The sequence below is a fragment of the Rhizobium sp. BK251 genome (genome assembly GCF_004345245.1).
Lineage (GTDB): Bacteria > Pseudomonadota > Alphaproteobacteria > Rhizobiales > Rhizobiaceae > Rhizobium.
The window spans coordinates 133,384-148,087 of sequence record NZ_SLUQ01000010.1 but is presented as its reverse complement, the minus strand read 5'-3'; the positions used below and the strand labels follow the sequence as shown (position 1 = coordinate 148,087).

At 62.1% G+C, this 14,704-nt stretch carries 15 protein-coding genes and 2 tRNA genes; 12 read left to right on the top strand and 5 right to left on the bottom strand.

What is annotated here, in order from left to right:
* Positions 1 to 2: 2 nt before the first annotated feature.
* Positions 3 to 1,025: a LacI family DNA-binding transcriptional regulator gene (locus tag EV286_RS25575; protein ID WP_132959995.1), complete on the bottom strand. Its 1,023-nt coding sequence runs from the start codon at positions 1,023 to 1,025 to the stop codon at positions 3 to 5.
* A gap of 100 nt (positions 1,026 to 1,125) precedes the next feature.
* On the opposite strand from EV286_RS25575, the gene EV286_RS25570 reads away from it, so the two are divergent.
* The 4 genes from EV286_RS25570 (at position 1,126) to EV286_RS25555 (ending at position 6,523) form a co-directional block, all read left to right on the top strand.
* Complete coding sequence (locus EV286_RS25570; protein WP_132959994.1) at positions 1,126 to 2,319, top strand: phytanoyl-CoA dioxygenase family protein; 1,194 nt, start codon at positions 1,126 to 1,128, stop codon at positions 2,317 to 2,319.
* A gap of 83 nt (positions 2,320 to 2,402) precedes the next feature.
* Complete coding sequence (locus EV286_RS25565; protein WP_132959993.1) at positions 2,403 to 3,224, top strand: SDR family oxidoreductase; 822 nt, start codon at positions 2,403 to 2,405, stop codon at positions 3,222 to 3,224.
* A 153-nt stretch (positions 3,225 to 3,377) separates the two neighbouring features.
* Entirely contained in the window at positions 3,378 to 4,298 is a 921-nt protein-coding gene (locus EV286_RS25560) for an SMP-30/gluconolactonase/LRE family protein (protein WP_132959992.1), read from the top strand.
* Between the two features lie 368 nt (positions 4,299 to 4,666).
* Positions 4,667 to 6,523: a mechanosensitive ion channel family protein gene (locus tag EV286_RS25555; RefSeq protein WP_132959991.1), complete on the top strand. Its 1,857-nt coding sequence runs from the start codon at positions 4,667 to 4,669 to the stop codon at positions 6,521 to 6,523.
* A 93-nt stretch (positions 6,524 to 6,616) separates the two neighbouring features.
* Here EV286_RS25555 and EV286_RS25550 read toward each other — a convergent pair.
* A tRNA-Cys gene (locus EV286_RS25550) sits at positions 6,617 to 6,690 on the bottom strand.
* A 202-nt stretch (positions 6,691 to 6,892) separates the two neighbouring features.
* Positions 6,893 to 7,156: a hypothetical protein gene (locus EV286_RS25545; RefSeq protein ID WP_132959990.1), complete on the bottom strand. Its 264-nt coding sequence runs from the start codon at positions 7,154 to 7,156 to the stop codon at positions 6,893 to 6,895.
* A gap of 251 nt (positions 7,157 to 7,407) precedes the next feature.
* Here EV286_RS25545 and EV286_RS25540 point away from each other — a divergent pair, with 251 nt between their 5' ends.
* Positions 7,408 to 8,097: a hypothetical protein gene (locus EV286_RS25540; protein WP_132959989.1), complete on the top strand. Its 690-nt coding sequence runs from the start codon at positions 7,408 to 7,410 to the stop codon at positions 8,095 to 8,097.
* On the opposite strand, the gene EV286_RS25535 is transcribed toward EV286_RS25540, so the two are convergent.
* Positions 8,094 to 8,369 carry a hypothetical protein gene (locus EV286_RS25535; protein WP_245500824.1) on the bottom strand — a complete coding sequence of 92 codons (276 nt, stop codon included), beginning with the start codon at positions 8,367 to 8,369 and terminating at the stop codon, positions 8,094 to 8,096. The two genes, EV286_RS25540 and EV286_RS25535, sit on opposite strands and share 4 nt — an antisense overlap.
* Before the next feature lie 153 nt (positions 8,370 to 8,522).
* Between EV286_RS25535 and EV286_RS25530 the strand changes: the two genes are divergently transcribed.
* Positions 8,523 to 8,597: transfer RNA gene (locus EV286_RS25530), tRNA-Asn, on the top strand.
* 664 nt (positions 8,598 to 9,261) lie between these two features.
* On the opposite strand, the gene EV286_RS32520 is transcribed toward EV286_RS25530, so the two are convergent.
* Positions 9,262 to 9,597, bottom strand: a complete 336-nt coding sequence (locus EV286_RS32520; RefSeq protein ID WP_132959987.1) for a hypothetical protein — start codon at positions 9,595 to 9,597, stop codon at positions 9,262 to 9,264.
* 465 nt (positions 9,598 to 10,062) lie between these two features.
* Here EV286_RS32520 and phnF point away from each other — a divergent pair, with 465 nt between their 5' ends.
* Genes phnF through EV286_RS25495 form a run of 6 tightly spaced genes read left to right on the top strand, consistent with a single transcriptional unit; the run spans position 10,063 to position 14,703 of the window.
* Positions 10,063 to 10,857 carry a phosphonate metabolism transcriptional regulator PhnF gene (gene phnF, locus EV286_RS25520; RefSeq protein ID WP_132959986.1) on the top strand — a complete coding sequence of 265 codons (795 nt, stop codon included), beginning with the start codon at positions 10,063 to 10,065 and terminating at the stop codon, positions 10,855 to 10,857.
* Positions 10,850 to 11,308, top strand: a complete 459-nt coding sequence (locus EV286_RS25515; RefSeq protein ID WP_132959985.1) for a phosphonate C-P lyase system protein PhnG — start codon at positions 10,850 to 10,852, stop codon at positions 11,306 to 11,308. The genes phnF and EV286_RS25515 overlap by 8 nt, the downstream gene beginning before the upstream one ends.
* Positions 11,308 to 11,853, top strand: coding sequence for a phosphonate C-P lyase system protein PhnH (phnH, locus tag EV286_RS25510; protein ID WP_132959984.1), 546 nt, complete (start codon positions 11,308 to 11,310; stop codon positions 11,851 to 11,853). The genes EV286_RS25515 and phnH overlap by 1 nt, the downstream gene beginning before the upstream one ends.
* Positions 11,853 to 12,968: a carbon-phosphorus lyase complex subunit PhnI gene (locus tag EV286_RS25505; protein WP_132959983.1), complete on the top strand. Its 1,116-nt coding sequence runs from the start codon at positions 11,853 to 11,855 to the stop codon at positions 12,966 to 12,968. The genes phnH and EV286_RS25505 overlap by 1 nt, the downstream gene beginning before the upstream one ends.
* Positions 12,965 to 13,879 (top strand): alpha-D-ribose 1-methylphosphonate 5-phosphate C-P-lyase PhnJ, encoded by a 915-nt coding sequence (locus EV286_RS25500; RefSeq protein WP_132959982.1) that lies wholly within the window; start codon positions 12,965 to 12,967, stop codon positions 13,877 to 13,879. Before EV286_RS25505 ends, EV286_RS25500 begins: the two co-directional genes overlap by 4 nt.
* Positions 13,876 to 14,703, top strand: a complete 828-nt coding sequence (locus EV286_RS25495) for an ATP-binding cassette domain-containing protein (RefSeq protein WP_245500823.1) — start codon at positions 13,876 to 13,878, stop codon at positions 14,701 to 14,703. Before EV286_RS25500 ends, EV286_RS25495 begins: the two co-directional genes overlap by 4 nt.
* Position 14,704 lies beyond the last annotated feature (1 nt).

Sequence of the window (14,704 nt, the reverse complement as noted above, 5' to 3'; positions counted from 1 at the left end):
GCTCATTCCTCCGCCGGCACGTTGTATGGCGTGATGATGCCGACGGACGAGAGGTGCGCGGGCGCCGTCGACCTTGCGCCGAGCGCACGGGCCATGATGGCACGGAAGGCCGACCGCGCATCGCTCCTCAGATCATGGTGCAGCACGAAGGTGACGCGCCTTTCCCGCAGGAGCGCGCGGTTGTCCATATCAAGATCATGGGCCACGAATATGCGGAGCACCCTGCCCGCCGCTTCGAAGGCGGCGAGCACCGCCCGGTTGCCACCGCCGATCGAATAGACGGCATTGACTGCCGGGTCGCGAGCAAGTGCTGAGGCAGCAAGTCCGCCTGTGGCGGCATCGGTGCCATGCCCTTCGCTGATCTCGACAATCCCGAGATTGGGATAGCGTTCGCGGATGGTTCGCCGAAAGCCGATTTCCCGCTCCTCCTCGCCGCGAAATCGCCCGCTGGAGAGTGTCACGAGGACCTTCCCGGCTTCGCCTTGAAAATACTCGCCGATCAGATAGGCCGCAGTCTCTCCCGCGGCGCGGTTGTCCGCCCCGGCATAGGTGGTGCGCGGCGCATTCGGAAGGTCGGTCACCAGGGTGACGACAGGGATGCTTGCACGATCGGCCCGTGCCACCGCTTCGACGATTTCAGGGATATCCGGCGCCTTCAAGACGAGGCCGTGGGTCCCGCGCAGGCGGATGCGGTCGATGAGCTGGAAAAGATCGGCGGCGCGCATCACCTCGGCGAAGTGAAAGCGGCAACGGAATACGGTCGGCAGGAAGGTTGCGACTTCCGCTTCGAAGGCGGCGCGCACCGCCTCGGTGAAGCGCTGTGGCGCCTCCATGACCACATCGATCACCAGGGTGCGGCCGGTCGCGATTGCGCCGGTCTGTTGCTCGAGTTCGGTGATCGCAGCCCTCACGCGCATTTCCGTCTGGTGGCGCACGCCCGGCCTGCCATTGAGGACGCGATCGACCGTGGCGGTGCTGAGACCGGCCTGAAAGGCGATGTCCTTGACGAGGAAGGGATGCGCCACGAAATCCGCTCTGATGGTTTTTTGATGGATTCCTGATCTATAACACATCCGCCCGGCGCGTATAGTTCGGCCATAGGATCAATGTGACGGGAGGCACACAGTGAAAACCGACAACCAAACGAAATTGCGCAGCGACCGCGTCTGGCTCACTGAAGACGCTTGCGACCTCGAAGAGTTTCGCGCGCTGGCGGAGCAGACGACCAGGCTCGGCGACTACCCCCATGCAACTGCCGTTGAAAAAAACGTACTGATCTATGATGCGCGCCGGGTCATCGACACGGCATCTACGCCGGAGGGCCGCCGCGCGATCCTGGCAGAGATTTGCGAAGCATTCGGGATCGGTCCCGGCGTCGTCGTCTTCAAGCGTGCCTATATCGACCTCGGGACCATCGACGCGGCGAGTCGGATTTTCGACGGCATCATCGAGGAGCAGCATCGCACCTCGACCGGCGGCGGCGACCATTTCGCCAAACCCGGCGCCAATGACCGCATCTGGAATTCCCTCGAGAAGCACTGCCTCGCTGATCCGGCAAATTTCGCTGCCTATTACGGCAACGCGATCGTGGCGCTCGCCAGCGAAGCCTGGCTCGGCCCCGACTACCAGATGACGGCGCAGGTCAATCGCGTCAATCCGGGCGGCACTGCCCAGTCGGCTCATCGCGACTATCATCTTGGTTTCCAGACCTCGGCGGTCATCGAGCGGTTTCCGGCCCACGTCCACAGGCTTTCGCCGGTCCTGACCCTGCAGGGAGCCGTCGCCCATTGCGACATGCCGCTCGAAAGCGGTCCCACCCTCTTCCTGCCCTACAGCCAGACCTACCTGTCGGGCTATCTCGCACTCAAGCGGCAGGAATTCAGGGATTATTTCGAGAACAACCATGTGCAGCTGCCGCTTGAAAAGGGCGACGTGGTCTTCTTCAATCCGGCGCTGTTTCACGCCGCCGGCACGAACCGCTCCAAGGACATCAAGCGCGTGGCGAACCTCCTGCAAGTATCCTCGGCCTTCGGGCGAGCCATGGAGACCGTCAATCGCGAGCGCATGAGCTCCGTGCTCTTCCCGGCGCTCAAGGCGTCCGCAGAATCGGGCAAGCTTTCACCAGCCGAAATTGCCAATGCCGTCGCCGCCTGCGCGGAGGGCTATTCCTTCCCGACCAACCTCGACCGTGATCCGCCGCTCGGCGGCCTGGCGCCGAAGACGCAGGCCCAACTCATGCACGAGGCACTGAGGGAAGATTGGAGCGACGAGGCCTTCACGCGGGCACTTGCGGAACAGGCAAACAAGAAGCTCAGCTGAAGACGCATTACTTCAAGAAACCAGCCTCTCGCATCGCGAGGGGCTGTTCGCATATCAAACAGATCCACGAGGGAGGAATGGACATGACAGCAAACCACGGCAGCCTTGAAGGCAAGATCGCCATCGTAACCGGAGGCACGCAGGGGCTCGGCGCAAGCATCGCGCGGCTCTTCGCAGACCGCGGCGCCAAGGGCATCGTCATCTGCGGTCGCAACGAAGCAAAGGGCAAGGCAAAGGCGGCCGAGATCGAGGAAAAAACAGGAGCGAAGGTCGTCTATGTCAAAGCCGACCTCGCCAATGTCGAAGACGCACGGAACGTCGTTCTCACCTGCGACCAGGTCTTCGGACGCGTCGATGCGCTGGTCAATGCCGCCGCTATAACCGACCGCGGCACTATCCTCGACACCAGCCCGGAACTCTTCGACTCCATGTTCGCCATCAATGTCCGCGCGCCGTTCTTCCTTATGCAGGAGACGGTGAAGATCATGCGACGCGAGAAGATCGAGGGCACGATCGTCAACATCGGATCGATGTCGGCCAAGGCCGGCCAGCCCTTCATCGCCGCCTATTGCGCCTCGAAGGGAGCCTTGGAAACGCTCACCAAGAACACGGCCTATGCGCTGCTGCGCAACCGCATCCGGGTGAACGGGCTCAACATAGGCTGGATGGCATCGGAGGGAGAGGATCGCATCCAACGCGAATTTCACGACGCGCCAGCCGACTGGCTCGCGAAGGCGGCAGCGGCCCAGCCTTTCGGCAGGCTCGTCGACCCGCAGGAGGTCGCCCGCGCCTGCGCCTACCTGTCGTCCGACGAATCGGGGTTGATGACCGGTTCGGTGATCTGCTTCGACCAGTCGATCTGGGGCGCCTATGACGGCTCGCCGCATCCCGAGGCAGCGCTCTGATATAGCACATTGCCAGAGGCGCCGCCCCTGCCGGCGCCTCTGGCCAGCGTCCCCGATTGGCGCTACGAAGTCATTCTGCAGCGGACCGCTTGCGCATCGATGAGCGCGACTTCAGAGGCGGGGCCGAGGACAACGCCACGGGAGGGGCGCACGATGCCGCAGGAAAACCAATCCGTCTTGGAAATCCACGATCCGCGCTTTCGCCATCTGGTTGTCGGGAGCGCCGCGTTGGAGGAGCTCTATTCCGGATGCCGCTGGGCAGAGGGACCCGTTTGGTTCGCCGATGCCAACTGCCTGATCTGGAGCGATATTCCGAACCAGCGCATGATGCGCTGGGTGCCGGATGGCGGCGTCTCGGTGTTTCGCGCGGCCTCCAACTTCACCAATGGCAATACGCGCGACCGACAGGGGCGCCTCGTCTCCTGCCAGCACGGCGGCCGCCAGGTCATCCGCACCGAGATCGACGGCTCCATCACCACGCTTGCCGACAGCTACCGGGGCAAGCGGCTCAATTCGCCGAACGACGTCGTCGTGCGCTCGGACGGCACCGTCTGGTTCAGTGATCCGACCTACGGAATCCTCTCCGACTACGAAGGCTACAGGGCCGAGCCCGAGCAGGCGACGCGCAACGTCTATCGGCTCGATCCGGCGACCGACGAACTCGATGCGGTCGTCGACGACTTCGGCCAGCCAAACGGCCTCGCCTTCTCGCCTGACGAAACGAAGCTCTACATCGCCGATTCGGCAGCGAGCCACGACACCAACGCCCCGCGCCACATCCGCGTCTTCGATGTCGTCGATGGCCGACGCCTCGCCAACGGCCGCGTCTTCTGCAACCTCGACAGCGGCATTCCCGACGGCTTCAGGCTGGATACGGCGGGCAATCTCTGGACGAGCGCCGCCGATGGCGTTCATTGTTTCTCCCCGGAAGGCGCGCTTCTCGGCAAGATCAAGGTGCCGCAGACGGTCTCAAACCTGACCTTCGGCGGACCGAGACGCAATCGCCTGTTCATCACCGCGACGCGGTCGCTCTATTCGATTTACGTTACGGCAACGGGAGCGCAGACGCCGTAGCCCGCACCCGTGAGGTCCTCGGCTCAAGCCGTTGAAAGCACTTGTAGCCTCGCACGGTCACTGGACGATTTCGCAGAACATCGCCGGCAGGAGGGAGTGTGCCGTCAGGCCATGCACGGAGGGGGTCGAGGCATTGACTACATTAGAGAATCCTCAATAGATATCACTGGCAACGCCCTGACCGGCAGTTGGGAGCGCACGATGTGGGGCCGGACAGGCTGTCGGGGGACAGTCTCACCTGCGGAATGTCAATGCTCACGCACGGTCGGTCCGCGCCCTACCGGCAGTCTCACGGTTCCTTCGACATCGCCATTACTCAGGACGTCCATCACGGTTTGTCACGACACACCAAATGAGAGAGTTCGAACGTGAGCAACGAGACGGCGATTGACGTTGATGCGAACGCAGTGATGGCGGATCTCGAACGCGCTGCCGATAATTTCTCGGCAGCATTGTATGAGCGACTGGCTGCCCTTTCGCAAATTCCCAGTGAAATTTCCGCCCTGCGCTCCTCCCTGGCTGCTGCCTCCACTTCGCTCGGCCTTCTTTGTTTGCAGGTCGCCCTCATCGGCGCATTGGTATTAGGTGTGTTCTTTCTGGAGGCTCGGCTTCGCAAGCGCAAAGCCGCCGCGAGCAGCGCCTGGCGAACCTTCTTCTTCAAGGCCGTGGCCGTCGTCCTCGCCCTCGGGCTCGGATTTGTTGCCGCACGGTTCCTTGCGCCACCGGGCGTGGGCCTGCGGACCCTGCGCCTTTGGACGGTCGCGATTGTCGCCCTCTACGTCGTTCTTTCCTTGACGAAATTCATCCTGCTGGCCTCCCGGCCGCCTGAACTGCGCCACAGATCCTTCCGTATGCTGTCGTTTGTTCACGACCTGTCATTCTCGATGGCCTGGGCAATGCTGGGTGTCGCACTTGTCACCACCTCGCAGATTCTGGGAAGCGGACCGGGGATCAAGGATTTCATTCGCACAATTCTGGTGGCAATTCCGGCGTACCTCCTCTTTGCAGCGGCCGTCTGGCGGCACAGGCGAACGCTGGCGGCCGTCGTCGCCGGCCCGCAACCGAGAGGCCGGTTGCGCAGTCAAATCGCCAGGCGGTGGCCGGCGATCGTAGTCGTATTTCTGTGCATCACATTTATCAGCACTCAGGCCGCATTGACGTTTGGCGCACCGCTTCCAGGAACGGCCGTGCTCTCTACCATCCTCATGCTCCTCTTGACCCCGCATCTGGATGCGATGATCTGGAATTGGGCGCGGCGGAAGCTGGAGGCTCCCCATATTTCGATTGCTGCGGCAGCAGCGCGCCAGACGGCACGGTTCGCCCTGTTCATCATCGCCATTTCCATGCTGGGGGCTCTGTGGGCCACGCCGCTGGCGCTCGGATTGGGATTCGATCTGCGGAGCGTCGCACGCGAGGCGTTTGGATTGGCGCTGATCGCACTTGCGGCCGCGTATCTCTGGAACGCGGTCGGATCAATGACGGATCGCGCATTGCGCGTCAGGCGACAAACTACGACCGACGAAGACGGCCTGCCGGAAGCGCCACGCTCGCGGCTTGGGACCATCGTCCCGCTGCTCGGTGCGGTCGGGAAATCGAGCATCGTTGCGCTGGCTCTGCTTTCGATCCTGGTTTCCATGGGCGTGAACGTCTGGCCGCTGATTACCGGCTTGAGCGTCTTCGGGCTTGCCATCGGCTTCGGCTCGCAGACGCTCGTTAAGGACGTCGTCTCAGGCCTCTTCTTCCTGATCGACGACGCCTTCCGCTTCGGCGAATACATCGAGACGTCCGGCGCCAAGGGAACGGTGGAAAAGATCTCGATAAGGTCCGTATCGCTTCGCAATTCACGCGGTTCGATCGCCACCGTGCCCTACGGCCAGATCGGCAAGATCCAGAATTTCAGCCGCGATTGGGCGATCGAAAAATTCGCCTTCCGCGTGGCTTTTGACACCGACGTGGAACTGGTGCGGAAACTCTTCAAGAAGATCGGCCAGGACATCGCGGCGGATCCGGAGCTCTCCGCCGATCTGCTCGAGCCATTCAAGAGCCAAGGCATCGGCGACGTCGAGGATGGCACGCTGATCATCAAGGCAAAGTTCACGGCAAAGCCGGGCAAGCAGTCAATGATTCGTCGCGCAATATTGACGGCCGTGCAAAGCGCGTTCCGCGAACACGGCATCCAGGCCGTACCCAAGCCGATGACAGCCAACGCCGAACCCTCGGCCTAGGGCGATCCCGAAATCATCGCCCCGAAACTAGGCACGTCTTAGACAACATCCGAGAATGTGTCCAATGTGGTAATGCTATGTTATTGAAATTTTTGGAGGCCTCGCCCGGAATTGAACCGGGGTACAAGGATTTGCAGTCCTCTGCGTCACCACTCCGCCACGAGGCCTCACAGGCTCGGAAAATCAAGCTGTGGCGCGGATTTAGAATGATTATCGTGTTGGCGCAAGAGATTTCATCGCGATAGAGGCCGTTTTTTCACGACAATAATCAGGCTCGACGGGTCACGCCAAAATGGCCCCTCTTCGGGATGAAATCGGTCGGCCTTTTCACCAGCTGGCTGCGCGAGCAAGCCGCCAAGACCCAGATCCTCAGCAGCCGCTCGAAATCTCGAGATATTCGACGCCTACGATCGTCCCATCGGGGGCGCGGACGAAGGCCGGCGCATAGTCGGGATGGCATTCGGCAAGATCGCTGTCGGTGGTAGAGCCTGTGTACTCCGCGTAGTCGACGTCGGGCCGTGGCAGCGGCGAAATATAGTCAGTATCGTTTTCGAGTGCTGCAAAAGCCTCGGAATAGGATGCCGAGGCAAGCAGGCAGGCAATCAGGACCGTGGCATGGGGAAGCTTGCGCATGTTCGATCTCCGAATCGTAAAGCCGCACCGTTAACCAATGTGGCCAATTTTTGTTCCACAGACGCAGGCGGGTCTTGTCGAAAGTCATCGTCCGAGGCCCAGATTGGTGCCTTTTTCTACAAAGTGGCCGATGAGGACGAGATGCGCGCATCGCAGCCTTGTCGCCCCAGCCTTTTCGGGCCTATCCTTCCGTTGACAGACGGTCTCTCCAGACCTCGAACACGTAACGCCTGTGACCATGGACGGCGCAGATGTCTCTCTACGGCCCCGAAATCTCGCTTGTGAGTCTTGGCTGTTCCTGCCAGAGCGCCCGGCAGCTGGACGACAACCGTGAATACATCGAGGGCCTGCTCGGCAAAGGCGCACTTCTTGAACGGCGCGGCGGCTATTTCGATTCGCTGATCACGCCGATCGAGACGGTCATCAGCTTCGTGGAGAACGATATTCCCGCCCTCTCCTCCTTTGCGGAGCTTCAGCGCGGCAAGGGCTCCTTCTGGCCGCGTGGAGACCTCTGGTTCTATCACTACTTCAAGGATGTCGACGACAGTGCGAACGCGCCCGCCGAGCACGCCGACAGCGCCAAGGTCAGCTATCTGAGGGAGCGCTTCCTGCGTCCCACCGGCCCGACGATCTTCGCGATATCCAATACGCAGAACAACCTCGAGCAATTCTGCCATGAACGCAGTTTCGAGGATTTGTTCGTCTTCACCGGCGAGCGTCTCGGCCGGCTCCGATCCGCCCTGGATCGACGATTCGGCGTCGCCTTCATGGGACTTCTCGTCGTCGAGAATGCAACGACACGGCGTTCGGAGGCCGTTCTGCCGAAGGTCGTGAGACATGTGGCTGAAAAGGACGGCACTGAATGGAAGGGAAATTCCGGGGCATGGCAGCAAGCCTGCAGCCGGGCAATCGCCGATCTGGTCCCTGCCCGATCCTTCTAGTCCTGCCTGCGCCGCTTGCTCCACCAGACGGTGAGCCGCCGCCGCTGGCGCCGGACCGCCGGAAGGTCATGCGACAGGACCACGAATCCGAGCGGCAGCATCCAGAAGCCAAGGATGGGCAGGAAACCGAGAACGCCCCCAAAGATCAAACCGACGCCGATCGGGATTCTTACGAACCGCGAGCGGGGAAACGGAAGCCTCAGGGAACCTAGAACCAAGTGCCCGGTCGTATGATCGATGCCAAACTTCGTCGTGCTTGCAGCAGTTCCCACGTCGTCCTCTCTCGCCTTCCCATGATGCTCAGACATCCACAGGAGATGGGAACTGGGGATGATATTGCAAGCACAATGCACTTTTTTGAAAAAACCGCTTGGCAAAACAGGAAAGCATTTGTATTAGCCCACACACACCGCGCCAAGCAGTGATCCCTGGTAGCTCAGCGGTAGAGCATTCGACTGTTAATCGACAGGTCGCCGGTTCGAATCCGGCCCGGGGAGCCAGATTACGAAGTAAGTGCCTGCTGCCTTCAGATCGTTCGGTCGCAGGCACTTTCTTCCCCACTTCCCCTCCCCAATTTTGTTCTGACCCGTAAGGCCTTGTGTCGCGCTGGAACCATTTCCCCTTATTTCCGCGGAAGTGAGAGATCGAGGGGCCAGAGACTCAAAAGCTTCACACCCGCGTTTGGCGGTGCCAGCGGACGAATCGAAAAAGAAGACAAAGCGCGGTAAGTAGCCGTTACGGATATAACCAAAATCAGCTTGGCATTGGTGGGCCTTGGGATATCAAGTCGCCCAGGCCCGATACACCCCCAACGTCGGTCCTAAAGCCCCGGCGTCGTGAGCAACAAACAAGCGCCGGGGCGACTAACCAGCTCCCCGTCCGTGTGGTCGAAGGCTGCCGCCGCTTTTCATAACCTGCCCGCCCAACAAGCCTACCACAGCGCTGAAACCAACCTTCGCCATGTCCAGCAGCGTGCTGACCATTTTTTTCGGTTGCAGGCGGCATGGCCTGTCCCTGGACCAAATGAACGGTAACGCAAATCAAGGTGAACAAAAGCGCGCCGCCGGCTGCGGTCAAGAAGATCAATTTGAACGTCGGGTCGATCGGTGGCCGCCAGAGTCGCAATGTTTGCAACTTTTCTCGCTAACCCACGAGCGCTAACTGCTAAAAATTAAAGTAGATGGCCACTCCCGACCGCCGGTATGGGTAGTAGCCGGGATAACCGCCATAGTATCGAGGATACCCATAGTACCTTGGATAACCGCGGTACCCGTATTGCCGAGGGTAGCAGCCGCGGTAGTAGCGGCAGGAACGCCAAGCATACCGCCGGTCCCAGTGGCGATTCGCGTTCCAACGACCATTGTGCCGATTTTTGACCTGTTCGACGGAGCCGATTTGCGCTTGCTCGGGTTTCGGCACGAAGATTGGGGCGGCATTTAGCGGGAGCGCAAAAAATGCGGCCAAGACTGCCGATGAGAGGGCGGATAAGAGCTTTTTCATTGTGAACTCCTTCTCGCTAAATGTCATGCTGAACCATCAAGCCTGAACGGACGATGAACGCTACAGGTTCCAGAGTTCGCGGTTTTCGTGGAGTTCTACGCAGGCCGGCACGACGATTGGCGCGTCGCAGAGTCAAACGGCCGACGCTCAGGAATCTGTGGTGGTCCCCACCAGCATTCGCGCTGGTGGGTGCCGCCTCCTCCGATGTCGGGATGCCGTTGGTAGCGACAATCCCCTGTATTCAGAACTCGCCGGCCAAGATCTCGAAGGACTTGCCGCGGCGCCAACTGCAGTAGGTCGGCCAGTCCATCGAGCCGCGTTCGGAGTTGCAGCGAAAGCAACTCAAGGCCAAGTTCGAGCGTCGGTCACCTCCGCAGTCGCCCGTTAATCGCCAGACGTTCTACATAAAACTGTCACCGGACCTCGCTATAGAAAGTCATCCGAACGACTTTTGGATTCGTCCGAATGACTCTAAAGCCAGAACACGCTCAGCTTCAAAGCCGGTCAGGCCAATGGCAGCTCGTCGAAGAGCGGATCAGCCGTGACATCGCGTCCGGCGCGCTTGCGCCCGGCGACAGGTTGCCGACCGAGGCGGAGATCATGGAGCAGTTCGGCGTCGGCCGTCACAGTGTCCGGCGCGCCATCGCCGAGCTCGCTTCGGCAGGAAAAGTTCGCGCCGAACAGGGCCGCGGAACCTTCGTCGAAGAGCATTCGGTCATTACCTACAACATCGCCCGCCGCACGCGCTTCCGCAGAAACCTTCTGGAACAAGGCCGAGTCCCATCAGGCCAGCCTGTGACGGAGGTGGAGATCGCCGCGCCGCCGACGGTCGCCGCGGCGCTGGGGCTCAAGGACGAAGAGAAGGTCTACATGATCGTCCGGCGCGGCTTCGCCGACGACGTGCCGATCAGCATCGGCCATTCCTACCATCCGGTCGAGCGTTTCCCGAACATGCATCTGCGACGCCGGGCGGGCGAATCCGTGACGGACATCTATGCGGCCTTCGGCATCCCCGACTATCTGCGCCGCAGCACGACGATCCTGACACGCCGGGCCACCGCCGAAGAAGCCCGCCTGCTCGCCCAGTCGCCGCAGCAGCCGGTGCTCGTGGTGCAGAAGACGGACGTCGACCTGAAAGGCCGGCCGATCGCCTATTCCGAAACGGTCTGGGCCGGTGAACGGGTGCAATTCACGATCGAGAACGATCCGGACGAGGCAGGCCCCAAGGCAAAGATCGGCGAAAGGAGACACCATGAATGAGACGAACGAGCCCGCGGCAACGGCCGCCGGCTTCAGCCACGCCGATGCACTCGACACGCTTGCGCGGGCGGACGCCGGCGAGATCAAGGCCTTCGCGGAGGAACTGCTCGATGCCGTCGGACCTGTCGAGGTCCTCGCCAGCCGCACCGGCCTTGTCATGCTTCCCTACATGGACACGGTGCAGAACACCGCCTTCCATCTCGGCGAGGTGCTCGTTGCGGAAGCGCATATCCGCCTCTCGGATTTCGCCGTCGAGGGCTATGGCGCCGTCACCGGCAGGGATCTCGAGCACGCCATGGCGATGGCGGTGATCGATGCGAGCCTGACTGCGGATGTGCGAACCGACGAAATCGACACGTTCCTCGGCAAGCAGCAGCAGCGCCAGCGCGCGACCGACGACATGCGCCTGCGCAAGGTCGAAGCGACGCGCGTACGGATGGAGACCTTCTGATGTCCGAAGCCAAACTCATGCCGACAGCGGATGATCTCCGCTCGAACGCCACCTTCGAGGCGCTGATGTGGGCCCTGGCTCGCACCGGCATCGTACAGGCCCTGCCCTACCCGGATTTCCTTGCGCTGGCGGAAAGCCTGCTCGATCGCGAATGCAGCTTCTTCTGCCCGGATGCCACGCTCGCAACTGCCATCGCGCGGACCGGCGCCGACGCCGTTTCGTTGCCGCAGGCCGAATATGTCTTCATGCCGCTCGGCGACGCGCGATCCATCTCCATGCTCGACGCGCTGCTGTGCGGCAACCTTCTCTACCCCGACGCCTCGGCCACCATCTTTTCCAGCGCGGTTATCGGGTCGGGGACGCGGCTCAGGCTTTCGGGCCCGGGCGTGAATGGCTCGCTCGATATCGCGATCGGCGGCGTCGATCCGGCATTCTGGGCGCTGCGCGCGGCCGCCATCCGCTATCCGCTCGGCTGGGACGTCTTTCTCATGGATGGCGACCGCTTGGTCGGCCTCCCCCGCTCCACCATCGTCGAGGTTCTCTGATGGCCTATGTTGCAACGCGCGGCGGCGAACACGCGATCGAGCAGTCCGAACGCCTCTACCGCGAGGATCTTGGGCGCATCGACAAGTCCAGCGTCGAGGCGATCGGGGAGAGCCTGCCCTATCTTGTCGACCGGGTGATGGGCGAAGCCTCGCTCTATGAACCGGAGCTTGCAGCACTCGCCCTCGCCCAATCCGGCGGCGACCTCTACGAAGCCGTGCTGCTGCTGCGCGCCTATCGCACGACGCAGCCGCGTCTTGCGATCGCCGAGCCGGTCCGCCAGCAGGATCTCTTCACGGTCCGCCGCATTTCGGCGGCGTTCAAGGATATTCCCGGCGGGCAGATCCTCGGTCCGACCCTCGACTATTCGCACAGGCTGCTCAATGTCGGCATCCTGAACGGGGCGGGTTTCACGCCGGAGCCCGTTGAGACAGCCGACAGGGCCGCGCCCGCAACCCAGCCGTCGCTTACGGACTGGCAGAGGGCACAGGGCCTGATCGCCGAACAGCCGGCGGAACAGGTCGAACCCGACGAAATCCCCGACATCACCCGCGAGCCCCTGCTCTTTCCGGCGAGCCGCGCCCACAAGCTGCAAAGCCTTGCCCGCGCGGATACGGGCGGCACCCTTGCGCTCGGCTATTCCACGATGCGCGGCTATGGCAGCGCCCACCCGACCGTCAACGAATTGCGCCTCGCCGAAGCCGAGGTTCGCATCCGCCATCCCCGCGGAACGATCTTCAGCGCGGGACGCGTGCGCGTCAGCCAGACGGAAGTCATCTCGAAGGGGGGCGGAAAATCGGAGGCGCTTCAACTGGGCTTTGCCGCAACCTTCGGCTGGAACGAGGTGAAGGTGATCGCCGCCGCCTCCCTCGACCTCGCCTCGAACCAGCCAAAGCCGCATCCGGCCTCCAACGAGGAATTCGTGCTCTACCACACCGAGCCGGTCGAAAGCTCCGGCTTCTGCATTCATTTCAAGCTGCCTCACTATGTCACTTTCCAGTCCAGTCTCGATGCGTTGAGACGGGTCAGATCGGACAGGCAGGACGGCAGCGGCGAAACAGTCTCTCCCTCGGGAGCAATCGCACGCCAGGACCAACTCGAAGAGGCCGCATCGTGAAACTCGATCAGCTGACAAAACCGTGGACGGCCTTCAGCTACGGCTTCCTCGACGCATCCGCCAAGCGCGAGATGCGCCGCCGTATCCTCAAGGCCATCGCCATTCCGGGCTACCAAGTGCCCTATGCCAGCCGCGAGGTTCCAATCGCCCGCGGATGGGGAACCGGCGGCCTGCAGGTGACGCTCACTCTGATCAAGCCCAGCTCGGTCGTGAAGGTGATAGACCAGGGCGCCGACGACTCCGTCAATGCCGGCAGCATCCGCAAGTTCCTCGGCCGCGTAAGCTCCGCCCGCGAGACGCTCGACACCACGCAGGCGAGCATCATCCAGTCGCGCCACCGTATCCCCGAGGAGAAACTGCGCGAGGACCAGATCCTTGTCCTGCAGGTGCCCAACCCGGAGCCCTTGCGCTCGGTGCAGCCGGACATGTCGGAAGCCCGCATCATGCATGGCGATGCCGACTACGGCCAGCTCTGGCTCACGCTCTATGAGCAGCTTGTCCGCTCGGGCCGCATCATGCAGGGGTCGAGCTATCCGAGCCTCGTCAATAGCCGCCATGTCATGACGCCTTCTCCGATCCCTCGCTGGGACGTCCCGAAGCTCAACCAGGCGCCTCACCTGACGATCCTTTCGGCCGGCCGCGAAAAGCGCATTCACGCCGTTCCGCCCTATACGCGGGTCGAACCACTCGTCTTCGACGACGTGCCCTATCGGGTCGAAGATCATGCTGACAAAATCTGCCACCGCAGCGGCGTAAAGGGCTACTTCATGAACGAACTGCCCCAGGACGACGGCACCTCCGCCTTCGAGGTCTCCGACAGTCATTTCGGTGTCAAGCACATCCGCAAGGATGAGGGCGAGGCAATCGCCATCGGCGAAACCTATTATCGCAACGGAAGGATGGAGCCATGACCCTGGCAGGCATGCCCCCTGTCGTGGCTCGCCGCCAAGTGGCGCCTCGGCTGATGCTGGAGGACCCGATCCTGCGGATGACGGGCGTCGAGAAGAGTTTCGGTGATGTGACGGCGCTTTCCGGCGTTGATGCAACCGTCTATCCCGGCGAGGTGCTCGGTATCGTCGGTGAGTCCGGTTCGGGAAAATCCACGCTTCTGCGCATGATGAACCTCGAGGACACGCCGAACCACGGTCACTATCACCTCGCGCTTCCCGATCGCGAGGATAGCGACCTCTTCTCGCTCGACCGTTTCGAGCGGCGCATGCTGCGCGCGCGCCATATCGGCATCGTCTACCAGAATCCGCATCTCGGGCTGCTGATGAACCATACTAGCAGCGGCAATGTCGCTGAGCGGCTGCTGGTCGCCGGCGAGCGGAATTTCGCGGAGCTGCGCCGGCGCGCAAGAGCGTCTCTCGACGCCTCCGAGTTTCCTCTCGCGCGCATGGACGCGCGGCCTGCCGAACTGTCCGGCGGCATGCAGCAACGTGTCCAGCTCGCCAAGGCCATCGCTCTCGAACCGACGCTGCTTCTGCTCGATGAGCCGACCACCGGGCTGGACGTCAGCGTGCAGGCGCTGGTGCTCGACACGTTGAAACGGCTGCTGCGGGAACGGCGGATGACCATGGTCATCGTTTCGCACGACCTTGGCGTCATCCGCACCATGGCCGACCGGGTCATGGTGATGCGCGGCGGCGCGGTTGTCGAAGAAGGCCTGGCCGACCAGATCTTCCAGGACCCGCAGCATGAATACACGCAACAGCTCGTCCATGCGAAGCTCTGAG

Excerpts from the sequence above, each read along its gene's own strand:
- EV286_RS25545 (WP_132959990.1), bottom strand. The coding sequence starts at position 7,156 with ATGCGCAAGCTTCCCCATGCCACGGTCCTGATTGCCTGCCTGCTTGCC.
- EV286_RS25515 (WP_132959985.1), top strand. The coding sequence starts at position 10,850 with ATGAATGAGACGAACGAGCCCGCGGCAACGGCCGCCGGCTTCAGCCAC.
- EV286_RS25560 (WP_132959992.1), top strand. The coding sequence starts at position 3,378 with ATGCCGCAGGAAAACCAATCCGTCTTGGAAATCCACGATCCGCGCTTT.
- EV286_RS32520 (WP_132959987.1), bottom strand. The coding sequence starts at position 9,597 with ATGAAAAAGCTCTTATCCGCCCTCTCATCGGCAGTCTTGGCCGCATTT.
- EV286_RS25540 (WP_132959989.1), top strand. The coding sequence starts at position 7,408 with ATGTCTCTCTACGGCCCCGAAATCTCGCTTGTGAGTCTTGGCTGTTCC.
- EV286_RS25495 (WP_245500823.1), top strand. The coding sequence starts at position 13,876 with ATGACCCTGGCAGGCATGCCCCCTGTCGTGGCTCGCCGCCAAGTGGCG.
- phnF (WP_132959986.1), top strand. The coding sequence starts at position 10,063 with ATGACTCTAAAGCCAGAACACGCTCAGCTTCAAAGCCGGTCAGGCCAA.
- phnH (WP_132959984.1), top strand. The coding sequence starts at position 11,308 with ATGTCCGAAGCCAAACTCATGCCGACAGCGGATGATCTCCGCTCGAAC.
- EV286_RS25505 (WP_132959983.1), top strand. The coding sequence starts at position 11,853 with ATGGCCTATGTTGCAACGCGCGGCGGCGAACACGCGATCGAGCAGTCC.
- EV286_RS25565 (WP_132959993.1), top strand. The coding sequence starts at position 2,403 with ATGACAGCAAACCACGGCAGCCTTGAAGGCAAGATCGCCATCGTAACC.